24 protein-coding genes and 2 pseudogenes are annotated in these 24,885 nt (G+C 38.4%); 3 read left to right on the top strand and 23 right to left on the bottom strand.

Translation table 11 applies throughout. The annotated features are described in order from the left end of the window. The 14 genes and pseudogenes from WYK_RS02345 to WYK_RS02290 all read right to left on the bottom strand — a co-directional run. Nucleotides 1-704, bottom strand: a 704-nt coding sequence (locus WYK_RS02345) for an NAD-dependent epimerase/dehydratase family protein (RefSeq protein WP_040372929.1), incomplete at its 3' end; no start/stop codon positions are given. Beyond that, nucleotides 701-1,990, bottom strand: a complete 1,290-nt coding sequence (locus tag WYK_RS02340; protein WP_040372927.1) for a UDP-glucose dehydrogenase family protein — start codon at nt 1,988-1,990, stop codon at nt 701-703. The genes WYK_RS02345 and WYK_RS02340, both read right to left, overlap by 4 nt. Nucleotides 1,991-2,504: 514 nt before the next feature. Continuing rightward, on the bottom strand, nt 2,505-2,702 hold the full coding sequence (locus WYK_RS02335; RefSeq protein WP_040372925.1) for a hypothetical protein: 198 nt from the start codon (nt 2,700-2,702) through the stop codon (nt 2,505-2,507). 55 nt (nt 2,703-2,757) lie between these two features. After that, entirely contained in the window at nt 2,758-3,777 is a 1,020-nt protein-coding gene (locus WYK_RS02330) for a CotS family spore coat protein (protein WP_040372923.1), read from the bottom strand. 81 nt (nt 3,778-3,858) lie between these two features. Next, nucleotides 3,859-4,389: a protein kinase family protein gene (locus WYK_RS02325; RefSeq protein ID WP_040372921.1), complete on the bottom strand. Its 531-nt coding sequence runs from the start codon at nt 4,387-4,389 to the stop codon at nt 3,859-3,861. Beyond that, the gene (locus WYK_RS02320) at nt 4,365-4,832 is read right to left on the bottom strand and encodes a protein kinase family protein (RefSeq protein WP_040372919.1); all 468 of its coding nucleotides are present in this window, start codon (nt 4,830-4,832) and stop codon (nt 4,365-4,367) included. The genes WYK_RS02325 and WYK_RS02320 overlap by 25 nt, the downstream gene beginning before the upstream one ends. Before the next feature lie 18 nt (nt 4,833-4,850). Continuing rightward, complete coding sequence (locus WYK_RS02315; protein WP_051387273.1) at nt 4,851-5,984, bottom strand: glycosyltransferase family 4 protein; 1,134 nt, start codon at nt 5,982-5,984, stop codon at nt 4,851-4,853. Nucleotides 5,985-6,178: 194 nt separating this feature from the next. After that, the gene (locus WYK_RS02310; RefSeq protein ID WP_051387272.1) at nt 6,179-6,988 is read right to left on the bottom strand and encodes a UTP--glucose-1-phosphate uridylyltransferase; all 810 of its coding nucleotides are present in this window, start codon (nt 6,986-6,988) and stop codon (nt 6,179-6,181) included. A gap of 533 nt (nt 6,989-7,521) precedes the next feature. Then, nucleotides 7,522-8,337, bottom strand: coding sequence for a glycosyltransferase family protein (locus WYK_RS26445; RefSeq protein WP_235782418.1), 816 nt, complete (start codon nt 8,335-8,337; stop codon nt 7,522-7,524). 17 nt (nt 8,338-8,354) lie between these two features. Then, nucleotides 8,355-8,777: a glycosyltransferase family 4 protein gene (locus tag WYK_RS26440; protein WP_235782417.1), complete on the bottom strand. Its 423-nt coding sequence runs from the start codon at nt 8,775-8,777 to the stop codon at nt 8,355-8,357. 160 nt (nt 8,778-8,937) lie between these two features. Continuing rightward, on the bottom strand, nt 8,938-9,309 hold the full coding sequence (locus WYK_RS26435) for a glycosyltransferase family protein (protein ID WP_235782416.1): 372 nt from the start codon (nt 9,307-9,309) through the stop codon (nt 8,938-8,940). Between the two features lie 196 nt (nt 9,310-9,505). After that, a complete protein-coding gene (locus WYK_RS02300; protein ID WP_040372915.1) occupies nt 9,506-9,727 on the bottom strand; it encodes a hypothetical protein in 222 nt (73 codons plus the stop codon). 285 nt (nt 9,728-10,012) lie between these two features. After that, complete coding sequence (locus WYK_RS02295; protein WP_040372913.1) at nt 10,013-11,353, bottom strand: aspartate aminotransferase family protein; 1,341 nt, start codon at nt 11,351-11,353, stop codon at nt 10,013-10,015. A gap of 23 nt (nt 11,354-11,376) precedes the next feature. After that, nucleotides 11,377-12,833 (bottom strand): annotated as a pseudogene (locus tag WYK_RS02290) (CoA-acylating methylmalonate-semialdehyde dehydrogenase). Nucleotides 12,834-13,108: 275 nt separating this feature from the next. Between WYK_RS02290 and WYK_RS02285 the strand changes: the two are divergent. Continuing rightward, complete coding sequence (locus tag WYK_RS02285) at nt 13,109-13,339, top strand: hypothetical protein (protein ID WP_040372911.1); 231 nt, start codon at nt 13,109-13,111, stop codon at nt 13,337-13,339. Nucleotides 13,340-13,403: 64 nt separating this feature from the next. Here the strand turns inward: WYK_RS02285 and WYK_RS26105 are convergent, their stop codons facing one another. From WYK_RS26105 to WYK_RS02255, 7 genes and pseudogenes are all read right to left on the bottom strand, one after another. Then, nucleotides 13,404-13,739, bottom strand: a complete 336-nt coding sequence (locus WYK_RS26105) for a PucR family transcriptional regulator (RefSeq protein WP_328286260.1) — start codon at nt 13,737-13,739, stop codon at nt 13,404-13,406. Continuing rightward, a complete protein-coding gene (locus WYK_RS02280; protein ID WP_328286259.1) occupies nt 13,718-15,022 on the bottom strand; it encodes a PucR family transcriptional regulator in 1,305 nt (434 codons plus the stop codon). Before WYK_RS02280 ends, WYK_RS26105 begins: the two co-directional genes overlap by 22 nt. Before the next feature lie 144 nt (nt 15,023-15,166). After that, complete coding sequence (locus tag WYK_RS02275) at nt 15,167-15,367, bottom strand: hypothetical protein (protein ID WP_040372909.1); 201 nt, start codon at nt 15,365-15,367, stop codon at nt 15,167-15,169. 34 nt (nt 15,368-15,401) lie between these two features. Further along, a complete protein-coding gene (gene hydA / locus WYK_RS02270) occupies nt 15,402-16,817 on the bottom strand; it encodes a dihydropyrimidinase (RefSeq protein ID WP_040372907.1) in 1,416 nt (471 codons plus the stop codon). 17 nt (nt 16,818-16,834) lie between these two features. After that, a pseudogene (preA, locus tag WYK_RS02265) lies at nt 16,835-18,120 on the bottom strand (NAD-dependent dihydropyrimidine dehydrogenase subunit PreA). 38 nt (nt 18,121-18,158) lie between these two features. Then, nucleotides 18,159-19,526 (bottom strand): NAD(P)-dependent oxidoreductase, encoded by a 1,368-nt coding sequence (locus WYK_RS02260; protein ID WP_040372904.1) that lies wholly within the window; start codon nt 19,524-19,526, stop codon nt 18,159-18,161. Between the two features lie 210 nt (nt 19,527-19,736). Beyond that, complete coding sequence (locus WYK_RS02255; protein ID WP_040372902.1) at nt 19,737-20,993, bottom strand: M20 family metallo-hydrolase; 1,257 nt, start codon at nt 20,991-20,993, stop codon at nt 19,737-19,739. A 273-nt stretch (nt 20,994-21,266) separates the two neighbouring features. On the opposite strand from WYK_RS02255, the gene WYK_RS02250 reads away from it, so the two are divergent. Further along, nucleotides 21,267-22,121, top strand: coding sequence for an MBL fold metallo-hydrolase (locus WYK_RS02250; protein ID WP_040372900.1), 855 nt, complete (start codon nt 21,267-21,269; stop codon nt 22,119-22,121). A 68-nt stretch (nt 22,122-22,189) separates the two neighbouring features. Here WYK_RS02250 and WYK_RS23625 read toward each other — a convergent pair whose 3' ends face one another. Beyond that, nucleotides 22,190-22,528, bottom strand: coding sequence for a periplasmic substrate-binding domain-containing protein (locus tag WYK_RS23625; RefSeq protein ID WP_152526383.1), 339 nt, complete (start codon nt 22,526-22,528; stop codon nt 22,190-22,192). Then, entirely contained in the window at nt 22,525-23,931 is a 1,407-nt protein-coding gene (locus WYK_RS02245) for an ABC transporter substrate-binding protein (protein WP_161629089.1), read from the bottom strand. Before WYK_RS02245 ends, WYK_RS23625 begins: the two co-directional genes overlap by 4 nt. 97 nt (nt 23,932-24,028) lie before the next feature. Between WYK_RS02245 and WYK_RS02240 the strand changes: the two genes are divergently transcribed. Beyond that, the coding region (locus tag WYK_RS02240) for an MFS transporter (protein ID WP_040372898.1) at nt 24,029-24,885 on the top strand (857 nt) is incomplete at its 3' end.

Raw genomic sequence — 24,885 nt, 5'->3', positions numbered from 1 at the left:
CCAATGACATGATCTTTGTCTAAAAGAGCCTCTATTCCGTCAATACAATCATCAATATAGGTGAAGTCCCGTGATTGTGTGCCATCGCCAAAGATTGTTAACGGATCACCTTTTAGAATTTGTTTAATAAAACGATGAAAGGCCATATCCGGCCGCTGCCTTGGACCGTATACCGTAAAAAATCTTAGTTTCACAATTGGAACTCCGTGAACATTTCGATAGACGTTACATAAATGTTCACCAGTTAATTTGGTTATTCCATACGGAGAAAGCGGGAAAAGTGAAGCATCCTCTTTTATTTTTCCAGACATTTCTCCATATACGGAAGATGTAGAAGCAAAGATAAATTTATGAATTGGGTGATTCTTTGATGCTTCAAGTAAGCGTTGAGTAACATGAATATTATTTGTCACATATGGATCAAAGTCTTTGCCCCAGCTTGCGCGGACGCCAGGTATTCCTGCTAAATGATAAATGGTGTCTATATCTTTTAGTAATCCATCCAAATCCGCGGTTAATAAATCTACATTATGGAATGTGAATTTTGGATTACTTACCAAGTTGCGAATATTTTCTTGCTTTAGATGTTGAGGAGTCGGACCGATAAACGAATCTACTCCTACTACTTGATGATTGTTAGTAAGAAGCTTTTCGCATAAATGTGATCCAATAAAGCCAGCTGCGCCAGTAACAAGGATCCTCATGGCCTGGCAACTCCGATGTACCGCAATCCTGCTTGTTTCACTAAATTTGGGTCGACGCAATTACGAGCGTCCATAATGATATCTCCTTTTATAACCTTTTTGACCATGTGCCAATCCAATTGCTTGAACTCATCCCATTCAGTTGCAATAATGACGCAATCAGCTTGATTCAAAGCAGACTTCATGTCTTCAAACTGGATCACATTACCATTAACAGATTTCGGAAGAGTGGCTTTAGGATCATAGGTATGGACGATGCAGCCGATTTCGCTTAACTTTTCAATTAAAGCAAGGGCAGGAGAATACCTGATATCATCTGTGTCCGGTTTAAAAGAAATACCAAGTACAGTAATCTTTTTGTTTGCAAAGTCCTCCATGAAACTAGATAGTTTCGTAACATATTGTTCAACTTGCGATTGATTTACGGATTGTACAGCGTGTAATAGTACTGGTGTCACATTCTTATCTAACGCACTTATTTCTAATGAGCGAACATCCTTAGGAAAGCAGGATCCTCCGTATCCGAGACCTGTAGAAAGAAAAAGGGGATTGATTCTGGGATCAAAGCCAATTCCTTTTCTAACATCCTCGATATTCACTTCGTATCTGTCACATATCCTTGAAATCTCATTCATAAATGAAATCTTCGTAGCTAGAAAAGCATTGGATGTGTATTTTATCATTTCAGCACCGGGTAAATTCGTTACAACATATGGTACATCGGTTTGTTGATAGATCTCTTTCATTATGGCTAGGGATCGTCCGTCATCAGCTTGTAAACCTACTACGATTCTGTCTGGTTGAAGCATATCAGATATGGCCGTTCCTTCTCTTAGGAATTCCGGATTTGAAACAATGTTGAAATAGTGTGGAGGAACTCCTTTTTTGATTAGTTGCCTGCTCATCTCTTCATTTGTTCCCGGAGGTACTGTACTTTTAGTAATAATCGTTTTATAGGAATCTATCACTTGAGCAATATTATCTAAAACGGAAAAAACGTAGGTTAAGTCTGTCCTGCCATCCACTAAGGAAGGTGTTCCCACAGCAATCAGTAAGACTTGAGCTTCCCTGATGCATTTTGAAGTATCTGAACTAAATGAGAGATGGTTTTTATTCTTTTGGATTAATTCTACCAATCCAGGTTCGTATATCGGGATTACCCCTCTTTTTAACTGGTCTATTCTTTCATTGTTGACATCTGCACAGCAAACAGTATGTCCAAAATCAGCTAGGACCGCTGCTGTGGTTAAACCTACGTATCCTGCACCAATCACACAAATATTCACTATTTCCGTTCTCCTCTCGAAGATCTAAGATTGTTTATCATATTAAAGGAGAATAATTAATGACCCATGCTATTGCCTAGAAGATTTAAAGATTCATTCTACCTTTATGTGTGTGTAATGATTCCCCTCCGATTCCAAGGCTGGAACCTTTAGTCGTTTTGAATAACACACAGGTTTACACTTTATAATTAAATAGGGTGGGCTTTGTTTTATCACTCAATTTTCAGGAAAAATACTACAGATCAAGGTTAAGGGTCGAGGTTAGAGATAGAATACGGACATACCGATACTTTGAATATGAGGATACTAAATTAAGGAGATTAAGATTCTCGATTCACTTCATATTAATTATCACAGAGTGAAATAGCGGCGATTCGTGGATTTTATAATGAAAGGTAAATTGCTAGTTTAGCTCCTGCCTATTATGTTACATATTGTATAATAGGTTGGGATTGGCTTACACATAGATCTAACTAAAGACTAGTCCTAAGTAAAAACTGATTAAAGTAATTTCCTAGATTCTACTAGTATCTTGAGGGAAGGATGTAAGAAGCCGATCAAGTTTAATAATTTTATTGAGTACAATCAAGCCATTCAATTGAAATCGATAGCTTATTAATCCGAATTCAGATTTATGACTGATTTTATATTCCATATCCTCATCTGGCAGAACAATTTTTTTACTCCTTACTAGAAGGTCGTTCTCTGCCAATTGCTCCGCTACTCCTTTTAATAATTCCACATAATGTATTATTATTCCAATTTAATTAAACTTCACTTCCCCTTTCATTTATTAACACTTGTTTTAGTACAGCCATCTTTTCTATTTCAAACTTATAGCATTTAAAGAGTTTCTTTTCTTCGCCACTTTCTTTTTTCTTAAAGGGTTTTTTTACATATCCGTAAAATTTATGCGGAAATAATAAATCAATATAAATGATTTTCCTTTGTTCTGGAGTCAGTGGAAAGATTGATTCGTAACAGCTGATCAGATATTCCACTACAGCTGAATCCCAATGCTCTAGCTCCTCCATACGTCTCCCGATTAACTTTCGAACATCACGCAGTGGGATATCATAGGCTAAATTATCCAAATCTAAGACATACACACCTTTTTCTGTTAGAAGTGCGTTGCCTTTCCCATAATCCTGATGGCACATATAACCAAATTCTCCGATTTCCTGAACCCACTCAGAGTAACATGAAATTTCAAGTAATTGAATGGCCTGATCAGCCATAGCGCTCATTTCATCCACAATCTTTAAATAAGCCAGATGAAATGCAGTGTTCCGCTCTTCCGATTCAGCTTTCCATTGTTTAATTTCATCAAGCATTTTTTCATAGTGATCAGGCCATACTCCCATACGATTATAGGTTTGATAATTAATAGATGGTATAAACCCTACAGAGTCCTTATGAAATTGAGCTAAACCCATTAAACCTTCATCAAGATGTTCTGGATTTTCTACCATGTCTAAATCACTGCCATCAACCCAATGATAGAGAGCAATTCCGTACCCTTCATGGACAAAAAAAAGTTCATCTTCCTTCGTAGGGATTATTCCGGCAACGAGAGCTCCTTTAGAAAAAAGATAGGATTGGGCTTCTGTTGTAAACCTAACAATTGGAATCGATTTTCTCATTCTCTTTAAACAAACGGTGCCTGCAGATGTCTCTGCTTTCCAAATTGTCTTTATTCCTCCATCTTGGATAACCTCTATCTCAAATACAATTAGATGAGGAAAATGGTTGGCCATTAGCTGCTTGCCTAAATTTAAGTTGTTCATCGAATTATTCAGGCAGTATCACCTCATCAATCTGGTTAAGGAAGTTCTGAAGAACGGTTTCTTTAGTTAATTCGGTGGCTATCATATCATTGAATTTGGAAATGTGTTTTTCAAGCGCCCACTTTTGATCTCTCTTCTCATAGTATTTTGTAACTTGACCATAAAATAAATGAGGGAAATAAATGTCTGCCGCAAGGATTTGATATTGCTCTTTCTTCTAAAGGGTTTATTTCCTGATATGCTTTCATCATTTTCATCATGAGCTGCTGATCCCAAGTCCGTTTGTTTTTTCATTACTTTGTTTAATATCTTCCTTATATCACGAACAGGGAGATCGACAGTCAGTGAATCCATATCAAAGACATATAGATTACCATCTCGCCCGATAACGAGGTTCGCTGCTGCATAATCTTGATGGCATAATGATTTGTTTTTTATAGTTTCTTCCACCCACTTGTCAAATTCCGGGTTATTAAGCATTGATAATGCTGTTTCGCATTGCTTTATGAATGTATCCACATGCTTTAAAAATAGGTGATCAAATTCATTTTTATCGTTTGCTACAGACCGTTGTTCTTTATATCGTATTAACTTTCCGTACATTTTTCGCATGTTTTTTTCCATTTTAGTAAGAGAAACGAAGGGAACCTTACCTTTGGTGGTGATTCTATCCCTTTTGATGCTTGATGGAATGCAGCCATTCCTCTCATGATCATCAGTAACTCATCTTCATGCTCATATTCTGGGGATCTTCCGTAAACTGCCTCAAAGACAACAAAGTATTCATCATCCAGCTTTACATAGCCTTTGCCTGAATTATTTTTGATTACACCAGGTGTGTGGATACCATTGTCTCTCAAATAATTAATTGCATGTATCATAAATTCAATATGATTCTCGTCAAAGGGAACCTTCTTAATGATTACTTCACCAATGTTTGTTTCAATAGACCAAACCGCTTTTTTACCTTTGTTGGTCAGTAAATATACTTTTTCGACCTTTAAAGGATAATGAGAGATTACACGGTTTACAACTTCAGCAAAACTAGTGTCCATTAGTTTCCTCCTTAGGATTTATTTCTTTTCAAAAGACTCTAGATAAAGATTTTCCAATCGTGCTGCTACATGATCAAACCCAAAGTTCGTTTCAACAAACGCTCTACCGGCTCTTGCTAATTTGTCAGCCTTTCGTTCATTCGATAATAGGAATGAAATCGAATCCGCAAATGCCTCAGGATTCGTGTAATCATCAATTACAATACCGTTAGTAAAATGTTTTATAATCTCCGCATTACCACCACGATTGGTGGTAATGATAGGCAAGCCTGTACCCATGGCTTCATAGTGTACTCTAGCTAAGGGTTCTTGCCATTGAGAGCTGCAAACAAAGATATCCCCTATAAGGAATAGTTTAGGGATTTCGACTGGTGGCACAAAACCTGTAAAAATAACCTTGTTCTCTCCAAGTGATTCGGCTAACTGAATGAGACGTAATCCGAAATCGTCAATCCGATCGTCACTGAACCATTTGCTTCCCACAACGACCAATACTGAATCTTTATATTTGTTAATTACTTGCTTCATCGCTTCAATTAGAATATCTGGACCTTTCACTGTGCTTAAACGACCAACAAATAAAATCACTTTTTTTTCATTCACACCATATTTTTGTCTAAGTGTATTCCTTTCGGCCTCCACTTCCTTATCCCATAGCGGTTTATATCGGTTTAAATCTATACCAGAATACACTGCCTGCACCTTACCTGTAGCTGAAGGAAAACGTGAAGTCACAGAATCTCCGATATATTCACTAATTGTCATAATTTTATCGACGGCTTCAACGACTAAAGTACCCATTTGGGTAGAAATTTTTTCTTCCTTAAACATTTCATTATGAAGACTCAAAACGAATCGGCTCTCCGGCATAGCTGTTTTATAAATCAGTAAATCACTTGGACGATTGAATACATGAACAAGATCAAAATACTCTTTACTTGATCGTTTTTTTGCTAACTCTTTGCCGACGTTGAACACGTAATTCTCACGAGGAACACGAATGTACTCTACCCCATTTATTAATTCTTGGTCTGGCAATTTTGAATGAGTAATACAAAAAACCGTTAACTTATGACTATTGCTTATATGAGGAATGACTCCATTTATTAATATTTGAATGGCTCCTCCTCCAATAGGCGGAACAGTAAACATTTCAGTACAAATAAATGCAATTTTTATTGAAAACAGCTCCTTCCATTACTACTCGGCCAAGGATATTCACATGTTTTATTTCTATGATTCCGTTTTTATAATGAAACGGCAAATTTACTACCAAACTTAATAAATAGTTATTGAGACTGTGAACATTCGCTCACCCTTGGGGTCTTATCCTTAGTTTTGTGGTGCTACTCAATAAATGGCTGAATATATTGATTGGCAGCCAAATACTCTTCAAATCTACTAATATCAAATCTATTTCCATGAATAGTAACTCCATAAATTTTTTCAGACTTTATCATTTCATTAATGGCGTCTGTTAATTGGATTTCTCCTCCCACTCCTGGTTTTGTCTTTTCTAAACAAGAAAATATGCTAGGATTGAATACATATCTCCCTATAACAGCCATATCTGATGGCGGATTGTTTACTGGTTTTTCAACAATACTTGTAATCTCAACTATATCCTTCTTAAGATTCTCCCATTCAACGACACCATAGCTTGATAACAGCTGTTTTTCAACCTTATATAAACCCAGTACACTGCTTTTATTTTCATCATAAAGCTTTGTTAACTGAATTAATCCATCAGTCTCTTTTTCAAAAATCACTTCATCCGGTAACAATACAGCAAATGGTTCATTTCCAACAAAATTCTTACCTAAGAGGATTGCATCCCCTAAACCTTTCGCATATGGTTGTCGAGTATACTGAATTTGAATTTTGGGAATCTTGATTTTTTCTAATAATTTAGTTTTTTGTTTTCTCTCAAGATATGCTTCAAGTTCTAGTGACCGATCAAAATAATCAGCAATCAGGTTTTTTGAACGCGAGACGACAATTAATATCTCCTCAATTCCTGCTGCCATTGCTTCCTCTACAACATAATTAATAGCAGGCTTATTACCAATCGGAAATAATTCTTTTGGAACAACCTTTGTAATAGGTAAGTTTCTTGTCCCATATCCGGCCGCAGGAATAATTGCTTTTTTAACCATCTTAAACCTCCTTATTTCCGTTTACGTGTTAACTCGTGTTATTCACTTTTTTGAATACCATAATTATATAAAATGCATTTATTGTTCCTTATGGAACGGTAAATAACTAGTTGTATCATATTTGTATTTTTTCATTAAGAAATGCTTACCTATTTGTAAATGTCACCACCATTTACATGCATTAGTACGTTAAACGAATCACCCTATACTTAACATTAGCTCTGAACACTTTCTTGACCTAAAAAGTACGATTAAAATGGTAATTATCCAAGGTTTTATTTTTAGACTACTCATTAATCATTGAGGTACTCAAGACCGTTGTGAGACACTGTGGCTAGATAATCAGCTATCTATTGTTGTAATCCCTTACGGAGCTTGTCGAGCACGATTAAAGGAAATTATACACATATAAAGAACTTCACGGAAAAACGATTCTTCATCTTCCTAACAATTGGAATTCACTCTCTATTTAACCAAAATAAAATCCCCAGAAAGGGGATTTTATTTACTATAATTCGATGATTAAACCCATATTATCCATTTTTCCTATTAGCAAGCTGCCATCTGATAGGGTATTTTGCCGGCCTTTTATTTATTCTGTTTTTATATCCGCCATCTTTTACATTTTGAATGGCAGGTTCATTTTGAAGCACCTCTCTTAACTTTTGCACAAAATTACTTTCCGTTTTTACACTCTCATTTTCTTTCGCATTTACAGCCACTTCTTTGCTTTTACTCTTTCCAGTTACCTTTTTAGTTGTTCCTTTTTTAGCTAGTTGCCATCTCATAGGATATTTAGTTGATTTTTTATTTAGGGTTTCTTGGGATCTGTCTCTTGTTAGACCAGCATTTTCTTTCTGATTAACAGCTGGTTCTACTAATGTAGTAGCTGCTGGCAACTCTTCTCTAGATAGTTCTTTATTTTTGTTCTTTTGTTTGGACATTTCAGATATTTCCTCCTTTAAAAGTATAGTAGAATCATTTGCTGCTTTATTGGAAGGCAATGACAATTGTTCATCTGCCGTTTCTTGAGAGGATTCCTCCCGGGAAGTTTTAGATAGCGACGGTTCATCCTTTAAAAGTTCAGTAGTATGATCCGCTGTTTTATTGGAAGGTACTGACAAATATTCATTTGTCGTTTCTTGAGAGGATTCCTCCCGAGAAGTTTTAGGAAGTGACTGTTCCACTGTTTCCCATACTTCAAAAATCTCTGAGGCTACTCTCTCCCATTTATAATGCAGTATAGCCAATTCTCTTCCTCTTTCACCCATACTCTTCATAAGACTTTTATTTGTTAATAAACTAGAGATCTGTTCTGTAAAATTGTCAGGATTCTCCGGATTTTTCACGATTACTCCATTTACATTTACCTGAATGACTTCCGGATTCCCCCTCTCTCCGTAGTTACAATAGGAAGTCCAGCGGACATCGCTTCATAATGAACTCGTGCAAGCGGTTCTTCCCATACTGAAGTACAAACAAATACATCTGAAGCAGCAAACCAATTTTGAATCTCACTAGAAGACACAAATCCTGTATTTACGACTGGTATCGTGAGTTTTTCTGCTAAAGATCTTATATACACTATATAATCAGTAACTTTATCTTGGCTGAACCAATTACTTCCCACAATGACTAGAGCCAAATCATCGAACTTTTTTGCAAGATCAGGCAGAGCCTTAATTAATCGATCGACCCCTTTATTTTTCGATAATCTTCCTGCAAACAAAATCACCGTTTTATTCTCGAGTCCATGTTCTCTGCGAAGTTCGTCACGTATCGTTTTCATTTTTGGATGATCCCCGGGTAAAAACCGATCAGTGTCCACTCCTGAATAAACAGTTTGAATCTTAGAAGCAGCCTGAGGGTATAAGGTTTTGATTACCTTTCCAACATAATTACTAACAGTAACAATGTGAGAGAGTTCTTCTAATACTGCCCCGGCTTCTTCAGGTTTTAATTTTTTTCAAGGTAAACATATCATTATGCATACTAAGAGTGATTTTAGAATGTGGGGCAGCCTTTCTAACAGGCAGCACAAGTCGCGGCCTATTAAAAATGTGAATGAGGTCAAAGGACTCAGTTTCTATAAAATTGACTACGCCTAGTTGATAAGTTTCTAATATCTTTCCAGGTACGCGGATATATCGAACATTATCAAGAATTTCTTGGTCGGGGAGTGATGGGTCGCTTATTCCTAAAACAGTAATTTTATGATTTTTGCTTAGGTGAGGGAGAATCCCAGTAATATAGGTTTGTACGGCACCGCCTAACACAGCAGGCACAGGAAGTTTTTCTGTACATATCATTAATACTTTCATAAATTCTCCTTTCCAGCAGGATCTACTATCTGTAGTTTTCTTACTTTCGAACGGGAAGGTCACATGAGGCACAAATATGATATATCATTCATCTCCTGTTTTCCACCATTCGTATCTCTGTTTTTCCTTCTTCTATCCAAATTAATAGATTGAGCCGTATTCAAAACAGAAAATGTTTTGAATAAACTTGGCCTGTCTATTTCTTTGTCCTATCTGCTTCATCATTATCTTCATTTTTATTATCAAAATCTGCTTTGAAACCATCTTCTGATTGTATTTTTAATTTTATTTTGTAGCCATTTTTATTTTCTAATAAATTTAAAATTTCCTGTAACGCTTCTTTATATGTTGCTTGCTCATTGAATTCTATTCCCTCCACAAACTCTATAATTATCTTAGCTTTGTTAATTTTACTCATTTTTCATCATCCTCCTGATTATGATTCAATTATTTCTGGTGCTACAGCATCTCCTGTTATCACAGTTACGAATAAATCATTGAAACTGATAGATAAAAGAAATTTAGACAGTAAAGTGTATGTTTTTAGAACCTAACTTTCTATTAGACTATGTAAATACAGATAGCTTGGTAAGGTACAAGTGTGTAGTATTTAAAAATTCAAGCATTTAATACACTTTGTGAAATGAAAAAGAAACCGCAAAAAGTAAAAAAGCAGCACAATGGCTGCTTTTTCATTTTTTTCTCACAATGCTGCTAATGTTTCTTTAATTGTTTTAACGATGAATGCGTAATCTTCATCGGTGATGGAAAGCGGTGGTGCTAATTGAAGAACGTTATTGAAGCCAGCCACCGTGTCACCATTTTTACCAATTAAAAGTCCCTTTTGCTTACATGTACTGATGATTGAATTCAATGTATCGACTTCTAATGGTTCCTTGGTCGTTTTGTTCTTGACCAACTCAATTCCGATTAGAAGACCTTTACCACGGATATCCCCTACGAAGGGATGATCCTTTAACTCGGCGAAATCATTTAATATGCGTTCCCCGAGTTGGGCAGAACGTTCAATCAGCTTTTCATTTTCATAGATTTCAAGATTTTTGATGGCGAGGGCGCACGCTGCTGGATTACCACCGAACGTGTTGATATGACGGAAACGATCGTAGGTATCCTCTCCAGAAAAGGCTTCAAAAATCTCTTTTTTCACTGCCGTAACGGCCAGTGGCAAATAGGCACTAGTAATTCCCTTTGCCATTGTAATAATATCCGGTTTTACCCCATAGTGCATAAACCCAAAAGGTTTTCCCGTTCGACCGAAGCCGCAGATCACTTCATCGCTGATTAGCAATGCCCCATGTTTTTCACAAATTTCTTTTACACGTTTCATATAGCCTTCAGGCGGCATCAAAATTCCTCCGCCAGTTATAATTGGTTCCATAATAACACCGGCAATCGTCTCACTTAATTCCCAGGTCATTACCCGGTCAATCTCTTCAGCTGCATGAAGTGGATTGCCTTCATCATGATTACGATAGGAGTCTGGCGGGGCAACATGTAAAAACCCTTGTGCAAGCGGTTCATATTTATATTTTCGCTGAGCTTGACCTGTTGCAGCAAGGGCACCTAACGTATTGCCATGGTAGCCCCGATAGCGGGAAATAAATTTATGCCGCGAATGACCACCGGTTTGATGATGGTATTGACGAACGATTTTAAAAGCGGTTTCGTTCGCTTCACTCCCACTGTTAGAAAAGTAGAATACGTATTCATTATTTAGCCAAGAATTAAGCTTCTCCGCAAGCTTGATTGCCGAAACATGACTCTGTACAAGGGGAGCATAGGGCAGCTCAATCAGCTGCTGATAGGCGGCTTCAGCCAATTCTTTACGTCCATAGCCTACATTCACGCACCACAATCCTGACATACCGTCAAGATAACGATTCCCTTTATCATCTATAACCCATGCACCTTCACCTTTAACCATTACCGTATGTTCCTGCCCTGGTGCTGAGCCTTTCATCGCATGCCAAAGATATTTTTCATCTGTTTCTTGCAATGTTGGTGTATGATCCGTATTCGCCATTCCCATTCCCCCTTATTTTTACCTCAATACCGTGCAGTCAGCATTTTCTTCCTTGTATAAAATTCTACGCCATCTTTTCCGTTGGCATGCAAATCTCCGTAAAAGGATTTTTTATAACCGGAAAACGGAAAGAAGGCCATAGGGGCAGGGACACCTAGATTAATTCCCAGCATGCCTGCATCAATCTCATCTCGGAATGTCCTTACAGCTTTTGCACTATCTGTATAAAGACAAGCACCATTGGCAAACTCCGACTCGTTGGTTAATTCAATGGCTTCCGTCAACGTTTCAACACGTACAATTGATAATACTGGGGCGAAAAGTTCTTCCTGCCAAATTTTCATATCTGTCGTTACATGATCAAAAATGGTTGGTCCAACAAAATAGCCTTGCTCAGAAACTTTATCCTGCCGTCCATCTCGAACTAATTCAGCTCCTTGTTCTTCGCCAATACCGATATATTGAAGTGTCCGCTCTTTATTAGATTTACGAATAACAGGTCCAAGGAACACACCTTTTTCCAGACCATTGCCTATTATGATCTCATCCGCAGCTTTTTTAATCTAACCACAAGTTCATCCGCGACAGTACCTACGGCAACTACTACCGATACAGCCATACAGCGTTCACCAGCTGAACCAAATGCAGCACTGGTAATATTACGAACGGCATTGTCGAGGTCTGCATCAGGTAAAACAATGCTGTGATTCTTTGCACCCGCTAAAGCCTGAACGCGTTTCCCATTTGCCGCAGCTGTTTTATAAATATATTCGGCAACTGGCTGTGAACCAACAAATGAAATAGCTTTTACATCTGGGTGGGTAAGAAGTCCATTTACGACATCATGTGCACCATGTACGATATTGAGGACCCCATCCGGAAGTCCAGCTTCCTTTACCAATTCAGCCAGCCGGTTGGCTAAAAGCGGAGTTCGTTCGGATGGTTTGAGTACAAATGTGTTCCCGCAAGCGATGGCGAGCGGAAACATCCAGCAAGGTACCATCATCGGAAAATTAAAGGGTGTAATGCCTCCAATTACTCCAATAGGATAGCGGTACATTCCAGATTCAATACCGCTCGCGATATCAGGCAGTTGAGAGCCTTGCATTAATGTTGGTACACCACAAGCAAATTCGACACACTCAATCCCCCGTAACACTTCTCCATATGCCTCATCGTAGTTTTTTCCATTTTCTGTTGTAATCAGACGTGCAAGTTCTTCCCAATGATCGTGTAATAATTGCTGATAGCGAAATAATACGCGCGCTCTTTGTGGTACAGGAACCTTTTTCCAAGTTAGAAAAGCTTTCTTTGCTGATGTTACTGCCTGCTCAACATCTTCAGTTGTCGAAAGCGGGACTTTTGCTAAGATCTCACCTGTAGCTGGATTAGGAATATCCTCAAATTTGTCTGCTTGCGAATCCACCCAAGCTCCACCAATAAAATTTTTCACTTTCTTCACTGTATTAGTCACAATCATGAACATTGCCTCCCGTCAAAATAATCGTTCATCCTATTTCTTAAGTATAATGATCATAAGTAGGATATTCATTAGACAATACGTAAAGCTAACCACCATTTTTCTTACACATAGTGTAAGAAAAGGTACCCTGAGCTGTAACTGCTGTTTATCCGATTTATGTACAATGGGTGGTATTAATTACCCAACTATGTTATGATTAATATAATGTAAAAAAATGGGTTATTCAGACTTTTTTTAGTCCCTTCCCTTTGTATCAAGAAAGGAGACTAACTATGACACTAACACAAATAAAACACATGCTGGAGACGTTAATGTATTACCAAGATTGCCAAATCACCCATACATTTTCGCATAACCAAGAGCAGTTCGTTTCTGTTTGTTATTTTAAAGATATGAACGCTTATCAAATCAATCAAATTTCTGACAAAATCAGCGAGACTTTATATGATATAGATTCTGCCGCTCTTGTGCTTAACAAGCATCTTAATCCAGTATTCTCTTAAACTAAATACGGACGCTGCCTACTTATTGGAAGTAAGCAGCGTCCGTATTTTTTTGTCAAAAAAATTATAGATTTTGCCTGATTGGATTAGATTGGCGGGTACTGTTTAGGTAATCATAGGCTAGCAGCATAAATTCAATTGCCTGACGGCGTTCTGCCTGCATGAAATTAGCACCGAGAAGTTTTTCGAGTTTTTCAAGTCTGTGGTATAGAGTTTGTCTGACAATAAATAGTTTTTTGGATGTCTCTTGTTTTGAACCATTACATGCCAGATATTCTTTGAGGGTTACCATCAGCTCGCCGTTGTGCTGAAGATCATAATCGATGACAGGTTCAAGATATTCATAGACGGTTTCTTGAAGATTACTATGTTTATTAATTAAAGATAAAATGCGGTACATGTGGAGGTCTTGATAAAAATGCTGCTGTTTTCTTCTGTCAGCGTTTCTTGCAGCATGATGGTTTCTTTGGCTGTTTTATAACTTTTAAACATGTCTCCAAGTTTGAAAACATATTGTCCGACGCCTACTGAGAGGCCCGCTAACCGTTTTTTTCCTGTGCCATCTACTTTGTTTATCCGTTGAAATCCCTCAGACACTCGTTCCTTCCAGTTTTCCGGTGAACGTCTATCACCTAAGATAAAAATCAAATGCTGATGCAATTCCATTGAAAATAATTGAAAACCTGCTTGTTCAAACACAGTACGAAACAATAGCATTAAATACGTATTATCATTAATGGCTGCTGATTGATGACCCTGATGACGAAATTTGCAGATAAAAGCTACGCCGCCAGTCAGCTTTAATTTTGGGTTTAAATAGGAAAGTTGGGTTTGAATAGCTTCTTCACTGTACTCCCCATCAAGCCAATTACGAAGCCACTTACTTTCTTCAGCGATTTTCTTTTCCTCCACATATAACTCTCGAAGGAAATGCTGTGCAAGTGCAGTTGCCGTCCTATCAAGAATAACAGTATCAAATTCAGTCAATTCCCGCTCAGGAGAATATATGTATAGTTCAGCATAATTTTGTCCCAGAATCTGGATAGGCTGAGTCAAAACCTGTGCGTTTGAATGATTTTCAATCGTACGTATTTTTTTAAGAAGTGCTTCTTTTTCTGCTTTTCTTCCCGCTGGAACAAAGGTAATTTCATGTTCACGAACGATGGCAAACACCTGAACTTTAAGATAATCATGGAGAATGTGTAAGATCTGCTCGTAATTATTGATTTCAAGCAGCTTTTTATTTAAGTTTTGGGAATAGCTTTCTAAATTAGAAATTAACTTATATTGTTGGTTGATGATAATTGAGTGGATATCTTGGGTTATTTGTACAAAGGGGACTTCCTTTTGAAAGATTATAATTGGAAAGTTATGTTTGTCTGCAAAGAGACGAATGGTTTCAGGTATCACTTTAATATAGGTTCCTAGCTCAATACATAATCCTGCTGCATGACACTCTATTAATTCCTGAACAAAGGAAAGAAATAGTTTTTCATCATTCCCCCAGCCTATGCCGGTCGACAGTATAAGCTCACCGCCATTTAAAAGATTCTTAATTGCTGGATTTTCAACAATATGAACCCATTTAACCGAGCGGTGTATGCCATCCTTTCCTGCAACTAGAATTATGCCCTCAAAGTGTTTTCGCTGAAGAATTTCACTAATTGATAGATAGGAATTCATGAATCAACCTCCCCTTCCTAATCCTATAACCTCACCCCTATTATACCCTAGGTTACTTCAGGTAAAAATAGTTTATTGAATATTTAGTAAATTCATACCAAAAAAAGAGCAAATATGAGGAATCCCCATACTTGCTCATTACAATCAGGCTAATAAATACCTTGAAAAATATTTCCTTGCATCTGCTGTGGTGATATGAAGTTGTTGTTTTTCCGCTTTATCTGGGAGTACAAAATCGACTATAGCACCACTGAGGTTTTCAGTAACATGGGTAATGACGAAGCCCTTTCCTATTAATTCATCAATTTGTGTTTTTTCGGAAAGAAAATACTGGTAATCAGACATCTAACTCCACCTCCCATTCAGCTGCTCTGACCCGTTACACAGGCAGTGTCTCCGTTTTAATCCTGCGTTCGGAGCCATATTTTTCTCTTTTTAGATATTGCCCATTTCCCGCACGTCCCACGAATTGCTTATCTCGAATGACAAATTCACCTCTAGATAATACAGAAACCGGCTCGCCTGTCACTTTCATTCCTTCAAATGCACTGTAATCTACTGTTAAGTGGTGGGTTTCCGCCGAAAGCACACGTTCTACGTTAGGATCATAAATAACAATATCTGCATCTGAACCGACCGCAATTGAACCTTTCTGCGGGTACAGACCGAAGAGCTTAGCAGCTCTTGTTGAAGTGAGGTCGACAAATTGATTTAACGTAATCCGATCCTTTTTCACACCTTCTGAAAAAAGAATCGTCATCCGGTCCTCAATAATTGGTCCGCCATTAGGGATTTTCGTGAAGTCATCCCTGCCTAAATCTTTCTGACCTTTAAAATCAAACGAACATTGATCCGAACCAATTGTCTGAAGTTGTCCCGTTTTCAAAGCATTCCAGAGAACATCTTGGTGATGCTTTTCACGCAGCGGCGGCGACCAGACATATTTTGCTCCTTCAAAATTCGGTTTTTCCAAATCACTTTGATCAAGAACTAAGTATTGGGGACACGTTTCTCCCCAAACATCGACCCCTTTATTACGAGCTTCGGTAATTTTATCTACAGCATCTTGACACGATACATGAACCACATATAAATGTGAGTTTGTTAATGCTGTCAATTGACAAGCTCTGCCTGTTGCCTCTCCTTCAATCTCAGGTGGACGTGTTAAGGCATGATAGATTGGATCCGTATGTCCTTCTTCAAGTGCCTTTCTGGTTAAATAATCAATTACATCTCCATTTTCAGCATGCACCATGACTAACCCGCCATGTTTCTTGGCTGTTTCGAGCGTTTGATAAAGCGTTCCGTCATCAGCCTGGAAAACATCCTTATAGGCCATAAACACTTTAAAAGAAGAAATTCCTTCTTCTTCGATTACTCGTGGAATCTCTTGTAACACTTCATCATTAATCTCAGAAATCATTAAGTGAAATCCGTAGTCAATCACGGCTTTATCCTTTGATTTAGCATGCCAAGTAGAAATAGCTTCGCTTAGAGGCTTCCCTTTATCCGTTAAACAAAAATCGATAACGGTTGTCGTTCCTCCGTATGCAGCTCCAATTGTTCCACTTTCAAAATCATCTTTCGTCACCGTTCCCCCAAAAGGCATATCCAGATGTGTATGCGGATCGATGCCGCCAGGGAACAGGTAAGCACCCTTAGCATCAATGATTTCTGCATGGTCATCCTCAAGATTCTTTCCAATTGCTGTGATAATTCCATCCTCCATTTTCACATCTGCCATAAAAGTATCTGCTGCTGTGACAATACAACCATTTTTAATAATTTTCGTCATTTATGTTCCCCCTCCTTTTATTTCGCCAAACCAATTTCTGGATTTGCAAATCGTGCTAATGCAGCTTGTCGTTCATTCCATGTCATTGGCGGCAATTCATAAGGTACTTCAATCATATCAATTGCACCCTCGACCGGACAGACAATGGAACATAAATTACACCCGACACAATCTTCCTCACGAACTTGTAAATAGCTTTTTCCATTTGGATCTTGCAGCATATCAATGCATTGATGTGCCGTATCCTCACAAGCGATATGACACTTATTACAATTTATACAAACATCATTATTGATTTTCGCTTTAATGTTATAGTTCAAATCAAGATTGCCCCATTCTGAATAACGAGCAACTGATTTGCCGACGAGATCCATTACTGAAGCTAAATTCTTGCTATCCAAATAATTATTTAAGCCATCAATCATATCCTCGACAATTCGAAACCCATGATGCATGGCAGCTGTACAAACCTGAACGCTAGTAGACCCCATCAACATAAATTCAACGGTGTCCTGCCAAGAGGAAATGCCGCCGATTCCAGATATGGGGACATTTACATACTGATTTCGAGCACAATCTGCGACCATATTCAGAGCAATCGGCTTCACTGCGGGACCGCAGTACCCACCGTGTGCTCCTTTGCCTGCTACATGGGGAATGGTATTCCATGAATCAAGATCCACTCCTGCTAAACTATTAATGGTATTTATCATACTTACAGCATCCGCTCCACCTCGAACAGCTGCTTCGGCAGTACGTGTGATGTCCGTAATATTCGGTGTTAACTTAACTATTACTGGAGTCTTTGCTGCTTCTTTAGCCCACATTGTCTGCTTTTCGACAAGCTCTGGAACCTGACCCGATGCTGAACCCATTCCCCGTTCTGCCATACCGTGCGGACAACCAAAATTCAATTCCAGCCCATCCACACCAACGTCCTCTACACGTTTGACAATTTCATGCCACTTTTCCTGCTTTGGTTCAACCATGAGTGAAGCAATGATCGCATGATTTGGAAATCTTTTTTTGTTTCATATATTTCCTTCAAATTCACTTCTAACGGTCTATCTGTAATCAATTCAATATTATTAAAGCCAGCAACTCGCTGCCCATTAAAATTGACGGCGGCAAAGCGTGAAGATACATTTAAAATTGGATCCCCTAGGGTTTTCCAAACGGCTCCCCCCCACCCAGCTTCAAATGCCCGCTGAACTTGGTAACCTGAATTAGTCGGCGGTGCTGAAGCCAGCCAGAATGGGTTAGGTGACGTAATTCCTGCTAAATTTATCCTCAAATCTGCCATGAAACTACCTCCTTCTATTTTTCGACGAAACCCTCTATTTAAGCTCCGATGGTTATCCCGCTCTCTAAGTTTTGATGAATTTCATAGGCGGCAAGCTTCCCTTGCTGTGCAGCTGAAACCACCATTGCTTCTCCTTGTCCTTTTCCAAAAATCACATCCCCACAGGCATAAATATTTTCAACCGAAGTCTGGTAGGATCCCGGCGTCAATAAAACTACTCCATCCTGATGGGCAAGTCCAAATTCTTCAATCAAATTTATATAACGGGACTGACCGATTGCACGGACAATCGCATCTGTCTCAAGTACATGTTCAGAGCCTAAAATCGGTACAGGTCGACGGCGGCCGTCTTCATTTACCTGACCAAGCTCCATCTTCACACATTCAAGACCTATTACCTGATTATCCTCATTTGTTACTATTTTTGAAGGTGCGGTCAGCCATTGGAACTCAATTCCGTCTTGCTTAGCAAATTCATATTCAAAACCATAAGCAGTCATTTCTTTTTGCGTTCTTCTGTATACGATTTTTACATTTTCCGCACCAAGACGTTTCGAACAAGTGGCGGCATCTATTGCTGTATTTCCTGCCCCGATGACCACAACCTTTTTCCCCACCAAATCTTGTGTTAGTTCTGTTGTTTTTGTACTTTTAACAAATTCAATTGCATCAAATACTCCATCTGCCTCTTCCCCATCAAGACCCAGTTTAGGTACCTCTGACATGCCAATCGCTAGAACTACTGCATCATAACTAGTACGTAATTCATCGACTGTTATATCAATTCCTACTCTTGTATTCGTTCGTATTTGAACATCAAGGTTTCTTACCTGTTCAACTTCCCAATACGAAATGGCCTGCGGTAATCGAAAGGAAACGATTCCGTATGTATTTAACCCGCCTGCTTCAGATTCAGCTTCAAAGATGGTTACTGTATAACCGAGTCTCGCCAGCTCCCGTGCTGCAGATAATCCCGCTGGCCCACCACCGACAATAGCGGCTGTTCTGCCGTTTTTTTCTCCTGCTTTAAATAATTGCTGTTGATTAGCAATCGCCCAATCTGTTGCGTATCGCTGAAGATCACCAATTAAAATAGGCTTTGTTGAATGATTGAGAACACAAGCACCCTCACAAAGCTCTTCAGTCGGACAGACTCTGGCACAGCTCGCACCGATTGGATTGGCTGACATAATAGTCGTCGCCGATCCTTTTAAATTTTCAGTCGCAATTTTTTTTATAAAAGAGGGGATATCAATCCCTGTTGGACAAGCTTGGATACACGGGGCGTCATAACAATATAAACATCGATTAGATTCTTCCATTGCCTCCTGCTTAGTTAGGCCAGGTTTTATTTCATGAAAATTTTGTTCCAATACACCAGTTATATTCTCAACTCCATGTTTCATCTACTTACTCTCCTTTCCAACATTCCTTTATTCCGTTTACAAGTCTCTCAGCTTATACTTAAGTGTACCGAGCGTGATGTTAGATTACATTACACAGAACGTAAATAATCTTCTAAGATTTTTATACACAATGTAAAAAAATAAAAACAAGCAGGATTTTCAAGTAATTGAATAGAAAACCCCCGGTTCTATCACAAACCGAGGGAAGATTCATTGTGCTAATTGTTTGGTTACTCTTAAAGCAGAACGGTACAGAAGTTCAGTTCCTGCTGCAATGTCCTCAGGACTAGAAAATTCAAGAGGATTGTGACTAATCCCGTCTTTGCTTCGTATAAAAATCATCGCATAATCACAATAATTAGACATAATCAGGGAATTGTGAAAAGGTCCGCTCATCAATTCGGGTGCAGCTAATCCAAGCTCCTTGCTTTCTTCCCGGAGAACTTCTTTCAGCCAGTTTGCAACATAACGAGGTTCCGACTTCATATCTTCCGTAATCTTACATGTCAGGCCATGAATGGCAGCAATTCTATTAATCTCATTTCGCAGTTGTACGTCATATTGTTCTCTTCTCGCAAGATCAATGTCCCGCAAATCGATGGTTAAGGTCACTTTTTCCGGAACAATATTGCGAGAATTAGGAAAAACTTTGATATTTCCCACCGTAGCAACCGTGGGTGTACCTGGTTTTTGAAGCGCAACTTGATTCAAGGCAACAATGACCTTTGCTGCCCCAAGTAGTGCATCTTGCCGCATATTCATAGGCACGCTCCCTGCGTGGCCGGCAAAACCAGTCAGTTCAAGTGTGAGCCAAAGCGGACCGGAAATCCCTGATACAATCCCAACTGGACTCCCTGTATTATCAAGGATTGGTCCTTGCTCAATATGCAATTCTAGGAAAGCGCCCAGAGTTCCTTTTTCATACTCAGAAGCTGTAAAATTTTCTGGGTTGCAGCCAAAATCAATTAAAGCCTTACGGCGAGTAATCCCTTCACTATCTTTTCGATCCAGTTCTCCTTCCTCCAACTCGCCCCAAATTCCTCGTACACCAAAAACTCCTTTATTAAAACGACACCCGACTTCATCACTAAACGCAGCCACTTCAATCGATACATCAGGAACAATTCCTTTTTCCTTCATCGTCTGTACGACTTCAATGGCTGCAATCACACCGGTCACTCCATCATAGCGGCCCCCATAAACTTGAGAATCTATATGTGAGCCAATCATAAGCTTTGGTAACTCAGGGTTTTCTCCAAGCATGATGCCAATCAAATTGCCAAAATTGTCAATTTTCGCAGACATTCCCGCTTCTTCCATCCACCCTTTCACAATATTTACCGCTGTGTGGTCTTCCTGTGAAAGAGCCAATCGACTGATGCCAGTTTCACCAATTTTCCCGACCATTGATAATCTTTCTATCCGTTCATTCAGTCTTATCGCGTTAATTTCCTCTATTTTCAACATTTGATCACACCTTCCTTGCCATTATTTCCTTTATTATACATCATAAAGGAAAAATAAGGGTAGGCAGACTGTAACAGGCAGCTTTTAAAACGCTTTTTCGTTCCAAAATGTTACATAATATCACATCTGGGTTAACTGATTGCTTAAAAAAAGGTATCTCTAACCGTTTCTGTTACCCTCTTTCTTTTTAACCTATATATAAAGAATCACAGCAGCAATATTTCTTTTTTGCTATACTAAATGGTGCTGAAGAAGAGCTAAGGAGGATATTAGATGCAAACGTTACAACGACTTTCCAAACATATTGTTTATCTAACACCGGTACAAGAAACAGATAGGCCTGTACTCGGTGCGGTAACCGGAAACACCAGGACACTCGTTATTGATGCTGGAAACTCTGTAGAGCATGCGAGACTCTTCCATGATGAATTAAAAAAAGAAATGATAAAGCCTGATTACCTTGTTCTTACACATTCCCATTGGGATCATGTATTTGGACTTGAAGCTGTGCAAGAGCCTGTATTATGCCAAGTTGATACGTATAGTAACATCCAAATGCTCCAAAAATTGACTTGGGATGATATTGCTCTTGATCAGCGTGTACTAGCGGGGACTGAAATAGCCTTTTGCGCTGATGCCATAAAAAAAGAATTTAGTGAGAAGCCACGGAATATCTGTTTGCCTCTACCTGATATTCGTTTTGAAAAAGGAATGACAGTTGACCTAGGAGGGGTAACTTGTGTAATTGAACATATCGGAGGAGACCACGCAGGAGATTCCTGCCTTATTTATATTCCTGAGGAAAAAGTACTATTCCTTGGTGATTGTCTGTATGCCAATATGTACGCTGAAAAATGGCAATTCACATCAAAAGAAGTTCTTCGGCTGCTCACGGAAATTGAAAAGTATGATGCAAACACCTATATTCTTTCCCATCATCCACACCCCTGTACCAAAAAGGAAATGGAGCATGAGTTTAAACGAATGAAGACATGTGCTGAGCTTGTCATCAGCTGTCAAGGAGACACTATTGCTATTCAACAAGAACTGACCCGAAAGCTGAACCGTGATTTAACTGAAGATGAAATTGAAACAGTCGGATTTTTTGTAAATGGCTATAGTGGATAATTTTATTTTCTGGAACTACAGTCAAAGACGTTAAAATCTTGTTAACGTCTTTTTCTTTGCTGTCAGCTCTATTTATTTGGTGTTTTTTCAATCCAAATTTTTCTCAAGTCCATGTAACCATATGAATCGTGGACGAACCCTTTAATCATTGAATGGAAAAATTGTTGTTTAGTAGAATGCTTGATAAATATGATTGCATGCTGACTTCTTAAATAGTCCTCTATTTCATCTCTAATTTGGTCCCGCTTACTAAATGATGGCTCTAAGCACATGTTATTTAATTGTGCGACAATATAGGCCAAATCATCTTCTTTGAGAAAACGTTGAAAGATCAAAGCTTTATTATAAAAAGCTTCAAGGAAAGATAATTCATAATCAGGTGAGGGCACCTCACCATTCATCATCATATCTGCCTCCTGTTCGATTTTTTTGAATAAAATTCGTCAAAGGTTTGAACATGGGAGATTTTCAAGTTCACTCCATATACAGCAGCTTCCCTAGCAAGCCACTCCGTTTCTTCTATCTTCTCCCGCTTATTTATTAAACCGACTAATGTAAGTTCTTCTCCGTTGTACTCGGAGTCCTTTAGGAGGCTTTGAATTTCTTCAACATGTTTTTCTTCATATTTTGACTTCCAAGCAAAAAAACTCGAAGCATGCTGAGGCGGTTCACGATGTAAATCACGATGCATTTTTTCACTATCAAGAATAAGGTACATTGCTTTGCGAAAACTTATTTGCCGAACAAAAGGGTTTCGATGAAAATTAAAAGCTAAAAAAGTAAACCCTACTGGAATTTCATTATTTTCAATATATTCAATTTCTTTTTCGCCTGCGACCTCCAAATTAAATCCTCGATGGGCCATGTCGTTAACATGCCAAAACTCTACTCGATCGAGTAGCGGTCGTTCTAAAAAATACTGATCAAATGCCTCTAATACGAGACTTTCCTCTGTACGATTTTTCATTTTAAAAGGTCCGGTGCCAATCCAGTGAAATTCATTAAATGGAACATCTGCAGGTAAAATCGCGAGATTCCCTTTACAAAGATAGCGCAGAAAAAAAGGATTCGATTTCTTAAGTCTAATGGTGACAACAAAAGGAGATGGGCAATCGATATCTTCAATATCTGCAACAAGCCATTCATTGGGATTGTTCTCTGCAGCAAATCGATTTAGCGTAAATAAGACATCCTGACTTGTCAGTGTTCGCTGATGATGAAAATTAACACCCTTACGCAAATAAAATGTCCAATCTGTGTAATCCTCGTTCACTCGCCAATTATGAGCAATACATGGTTTCACAGTCATAGATTCCGAATCATAGGTAACAAGTGTATCGCTGAACTGCTGAATTAAAAAGCTTTCCATCGCAATTGAAGTAAATAGTGGATCCAGAGTAGAGATCGTACGAGAAATAATCGAGCGTAAAATCTCCTGATCTTTCTCATTAGATTGTAAGCCGAATACCTTTAGTAAATCGTTTGTTACAAGTCTTAACCAGCTCTTCGGTATATTAAGGTCTAGAAGCGGCAGGATGTTTTCATATTTTCCTTTTTGAATACTCGTTTTGACCATTTTTTTAAGGTCATCCTGTAATTCAGACTTAAAGCAGATTAACGACTGATTTCCCCTCCCATTTCCAGGAAAATACTCAAACAGGCCTTCCTCTTGATATTTATTCAATTTTCGCTTGATGGTTTTATTCGTATAATTCCATACAGGTTCTAACTCTGATAGCCTTAGACTGGCTTTATTCTCCCTTTCTCGGGAAAAAAGCAGCGCACGTAGATGAAAATAGTCAAGATCCATGATTGGACAACTCCTAAAGGGGGACATTTTTTATTGAATTATACCCTTTTTAACCCCTTTAGACCATACGATAATAAAGATACAAGGAGGCGTTTTTATGTTTAAAGAACTACATCCAAATATTCGAACACGCATATACTTATCATTTTTATCCAAAGTAGTCAGTTCAATGATTTTCCCCTTTATGGCCATCTATTTTACTGAAAAAATAAATGCAGAAACAGCGAGTATCTTATTAATCATTAATATTGCTGTTCAATTCCTCGCCAACTTATACGGCGGTTATCTTGCTGATTTAATTGGCAGAAAAAAGATTATGGTACTTGGTGAGTTGATCAAAGTTTTCGCATTTACAGGTATGCTCATCTCTAATTCACCTTACTGGACTTCACCATGGCTCACGTTTATGATGATGCTGTTAGTTGGCATTTCGTCAGGGCTGTCTAATCCAGCATCAGATGCTATGCTGATAGATGTTAGTACGCCCAAAACAAGAACTTATATGTATTCTATTAATTATTGGGCCGTTAATCTTTCTATTATGATTGGTTCGATCATTGGCGGCTGGTTTTTCCGTACACATTTATTTGAACTGATACTTGCCATGCTTGCTATGTCTATCCTGACAGCTTGGTTAACTATTTACTATATTACTGAAACCTTGAAAAAGAAAGACGTTCCACAAAAACAATATGGGCTTAAGCCGTTGCTAAATAGTTATCGAATTGTCATTAGTGATCTACCTTTCCTCTTATTTACTTTAGCTGGAATTGCTATTATGACTATTGAATTTCAGCGAAACAACTTTATATCAGTACGCCTAGCTGCTGAATTCCAACAAATACAAATTGATTTTCTGTCTATTTTTTCTTTTAGTATCGATGGGATAAAAGTTTTAAGTATCCTTACTCTGGAAAATACACTGATAATTGTTCTTTTCACTGCTTTCACAAG

The sequence above is a fragment of the Peribacillus psychrosaccharolyticus ATCC 23296 genome, assembly GCF_000305495.1.
Classification (GTDB): Bacteria; Bacillota; Bacilli; order Bacillales; family DSM-1321; genus Peribacillus; species Peribacillus psychrosaccharolyticus.
Note: the sequence above shows the minus strand (reverse complement) of the source record. Positions and strands in the feature narration are given on the sequence as shown.

Coding starts and splice junctions, on each gene's coding strand:
- WYK_RS02310 (WP_051387272.1), bottom strand. CDS start 6,988: ATGGTTAAAAAAGCAATTATTCCTGCGGCCGGATATGGGACAAGAAAC.
- WYK_RS02320 (WP_040372919.1), bottom strand. CDS start 4,832: ATGGACACTAGTTTTGCTGAAGTTGTAAACCGTGTAATCTCTCATTAT.
- WYK_RS02285 (WP_040372911.1), top strand. CDS start 13,109: ATGACACTAACACAAATAAAACACATGCTGGAGACGTTAATGTATTAC.
- WYK_RS02280 (WP_328286259.1), bottom strand. CDS start 15,022: ATGAATTCCTATCTATCAATTAGTGAAATTCTTCAGCGAAAACACTTT.
- WYK_RS02255 (WP_040372902.1), bottom strand. CDS start 20,993: ATGTTGAAAATAGAGGAAATTAACGCGATAAGACTGAATGAACGGATA.
- WYK_RS26435 (WP_235782416.1), bottom strand. CDS start 9,309: ATGAAAGTATTAATGATATGTACAGAAAAACTTCCTGTGCCTGCTGTG.
- WYK_RS02325 (WP_040372921.1), bottom strand. CDS start 4,389: ATGCGAAAAATGTACGGAAAGTTAATACGATATAAAGAACAACGGTCT.
- WYK_RS26105 (WP_328286260.1), bottom strand. CDS start 13,739: ATGTACCGCATTTTATCTTTAATTAATAAACATAGTAATCTTCAAGAA.
- WYK_RS02315 (WP_051387273.1), bottom strand. CDS start 5,984: ATGTTTACTGTTCCGCCTATTGGAGGAGGAGCCATTCAAATATTAATA.
- WYK_RS02295 (WP_040372913.1), bottom strand. CDS start 11,353: ATGGCGAATACGGATCATACACCAACATTGCAAGAAACAGATGAAAAA.
- WYK_RS02275 (WP_040372909.1), bottom strand. CDS start 15,367: ATGTCTGATTACCAGTATTTTCTTTCCGAAAAAACACAAATTGATGAA.
- WYK_RS02260 (WP_040372904.1), bottom strand. CDS start 19,526: ATGAAACATGGAGTTGAGAATATAACTGGTGTATTGGAACAAAATTTT.
- WYK_RS02245 (WP_161629089.1), bottom strand. CDS start 23,931: ATGGATCTTGACTATTTTCATCTACGTGCGCTGCTTTTTTCCCGAGAA.
- WYK_RS02330 (WP_040372923.1), bottom strand. CDS start 3,777: ATGAACAACTTAAATTTAGGCAAGCAGCTAATGGCCAACCATTTTCCT.
- hydA (WP_040372907.1), bottom strand. CDS start 16,817: ATGACGAAAATTATTAAAAATGGTTGTATTGTCACAGCAGCAGATACT.
- WYK_RS02300 (WP_040372915.1), bottom strand. CDS start 9,727: ATGAGTAAAATTAACAAAGCTAAGATAATTATAGAGTTTGTGGAGGGA.
- WYK_RS26440 (WP_235782417.1), bottom strand. CDS start 8,777: ATGAAAACGATACGTGACGAACTTCGCAGAGAACATGGACTCGAGAAT.
- WYK_RS02250 (WP_040372900.1), top strand. CDS start 21,267: ATGCAAACGTTACAACGACTTTCCAAACATATTGTTTATCTAACACCG.
- WYK_RS23625 (WP_152526383.1), bottom strand. CDS start 22,528: ATGATGATGAATGGTGAGGTGCCCTCACCTGATTATGAATTATCTTTC.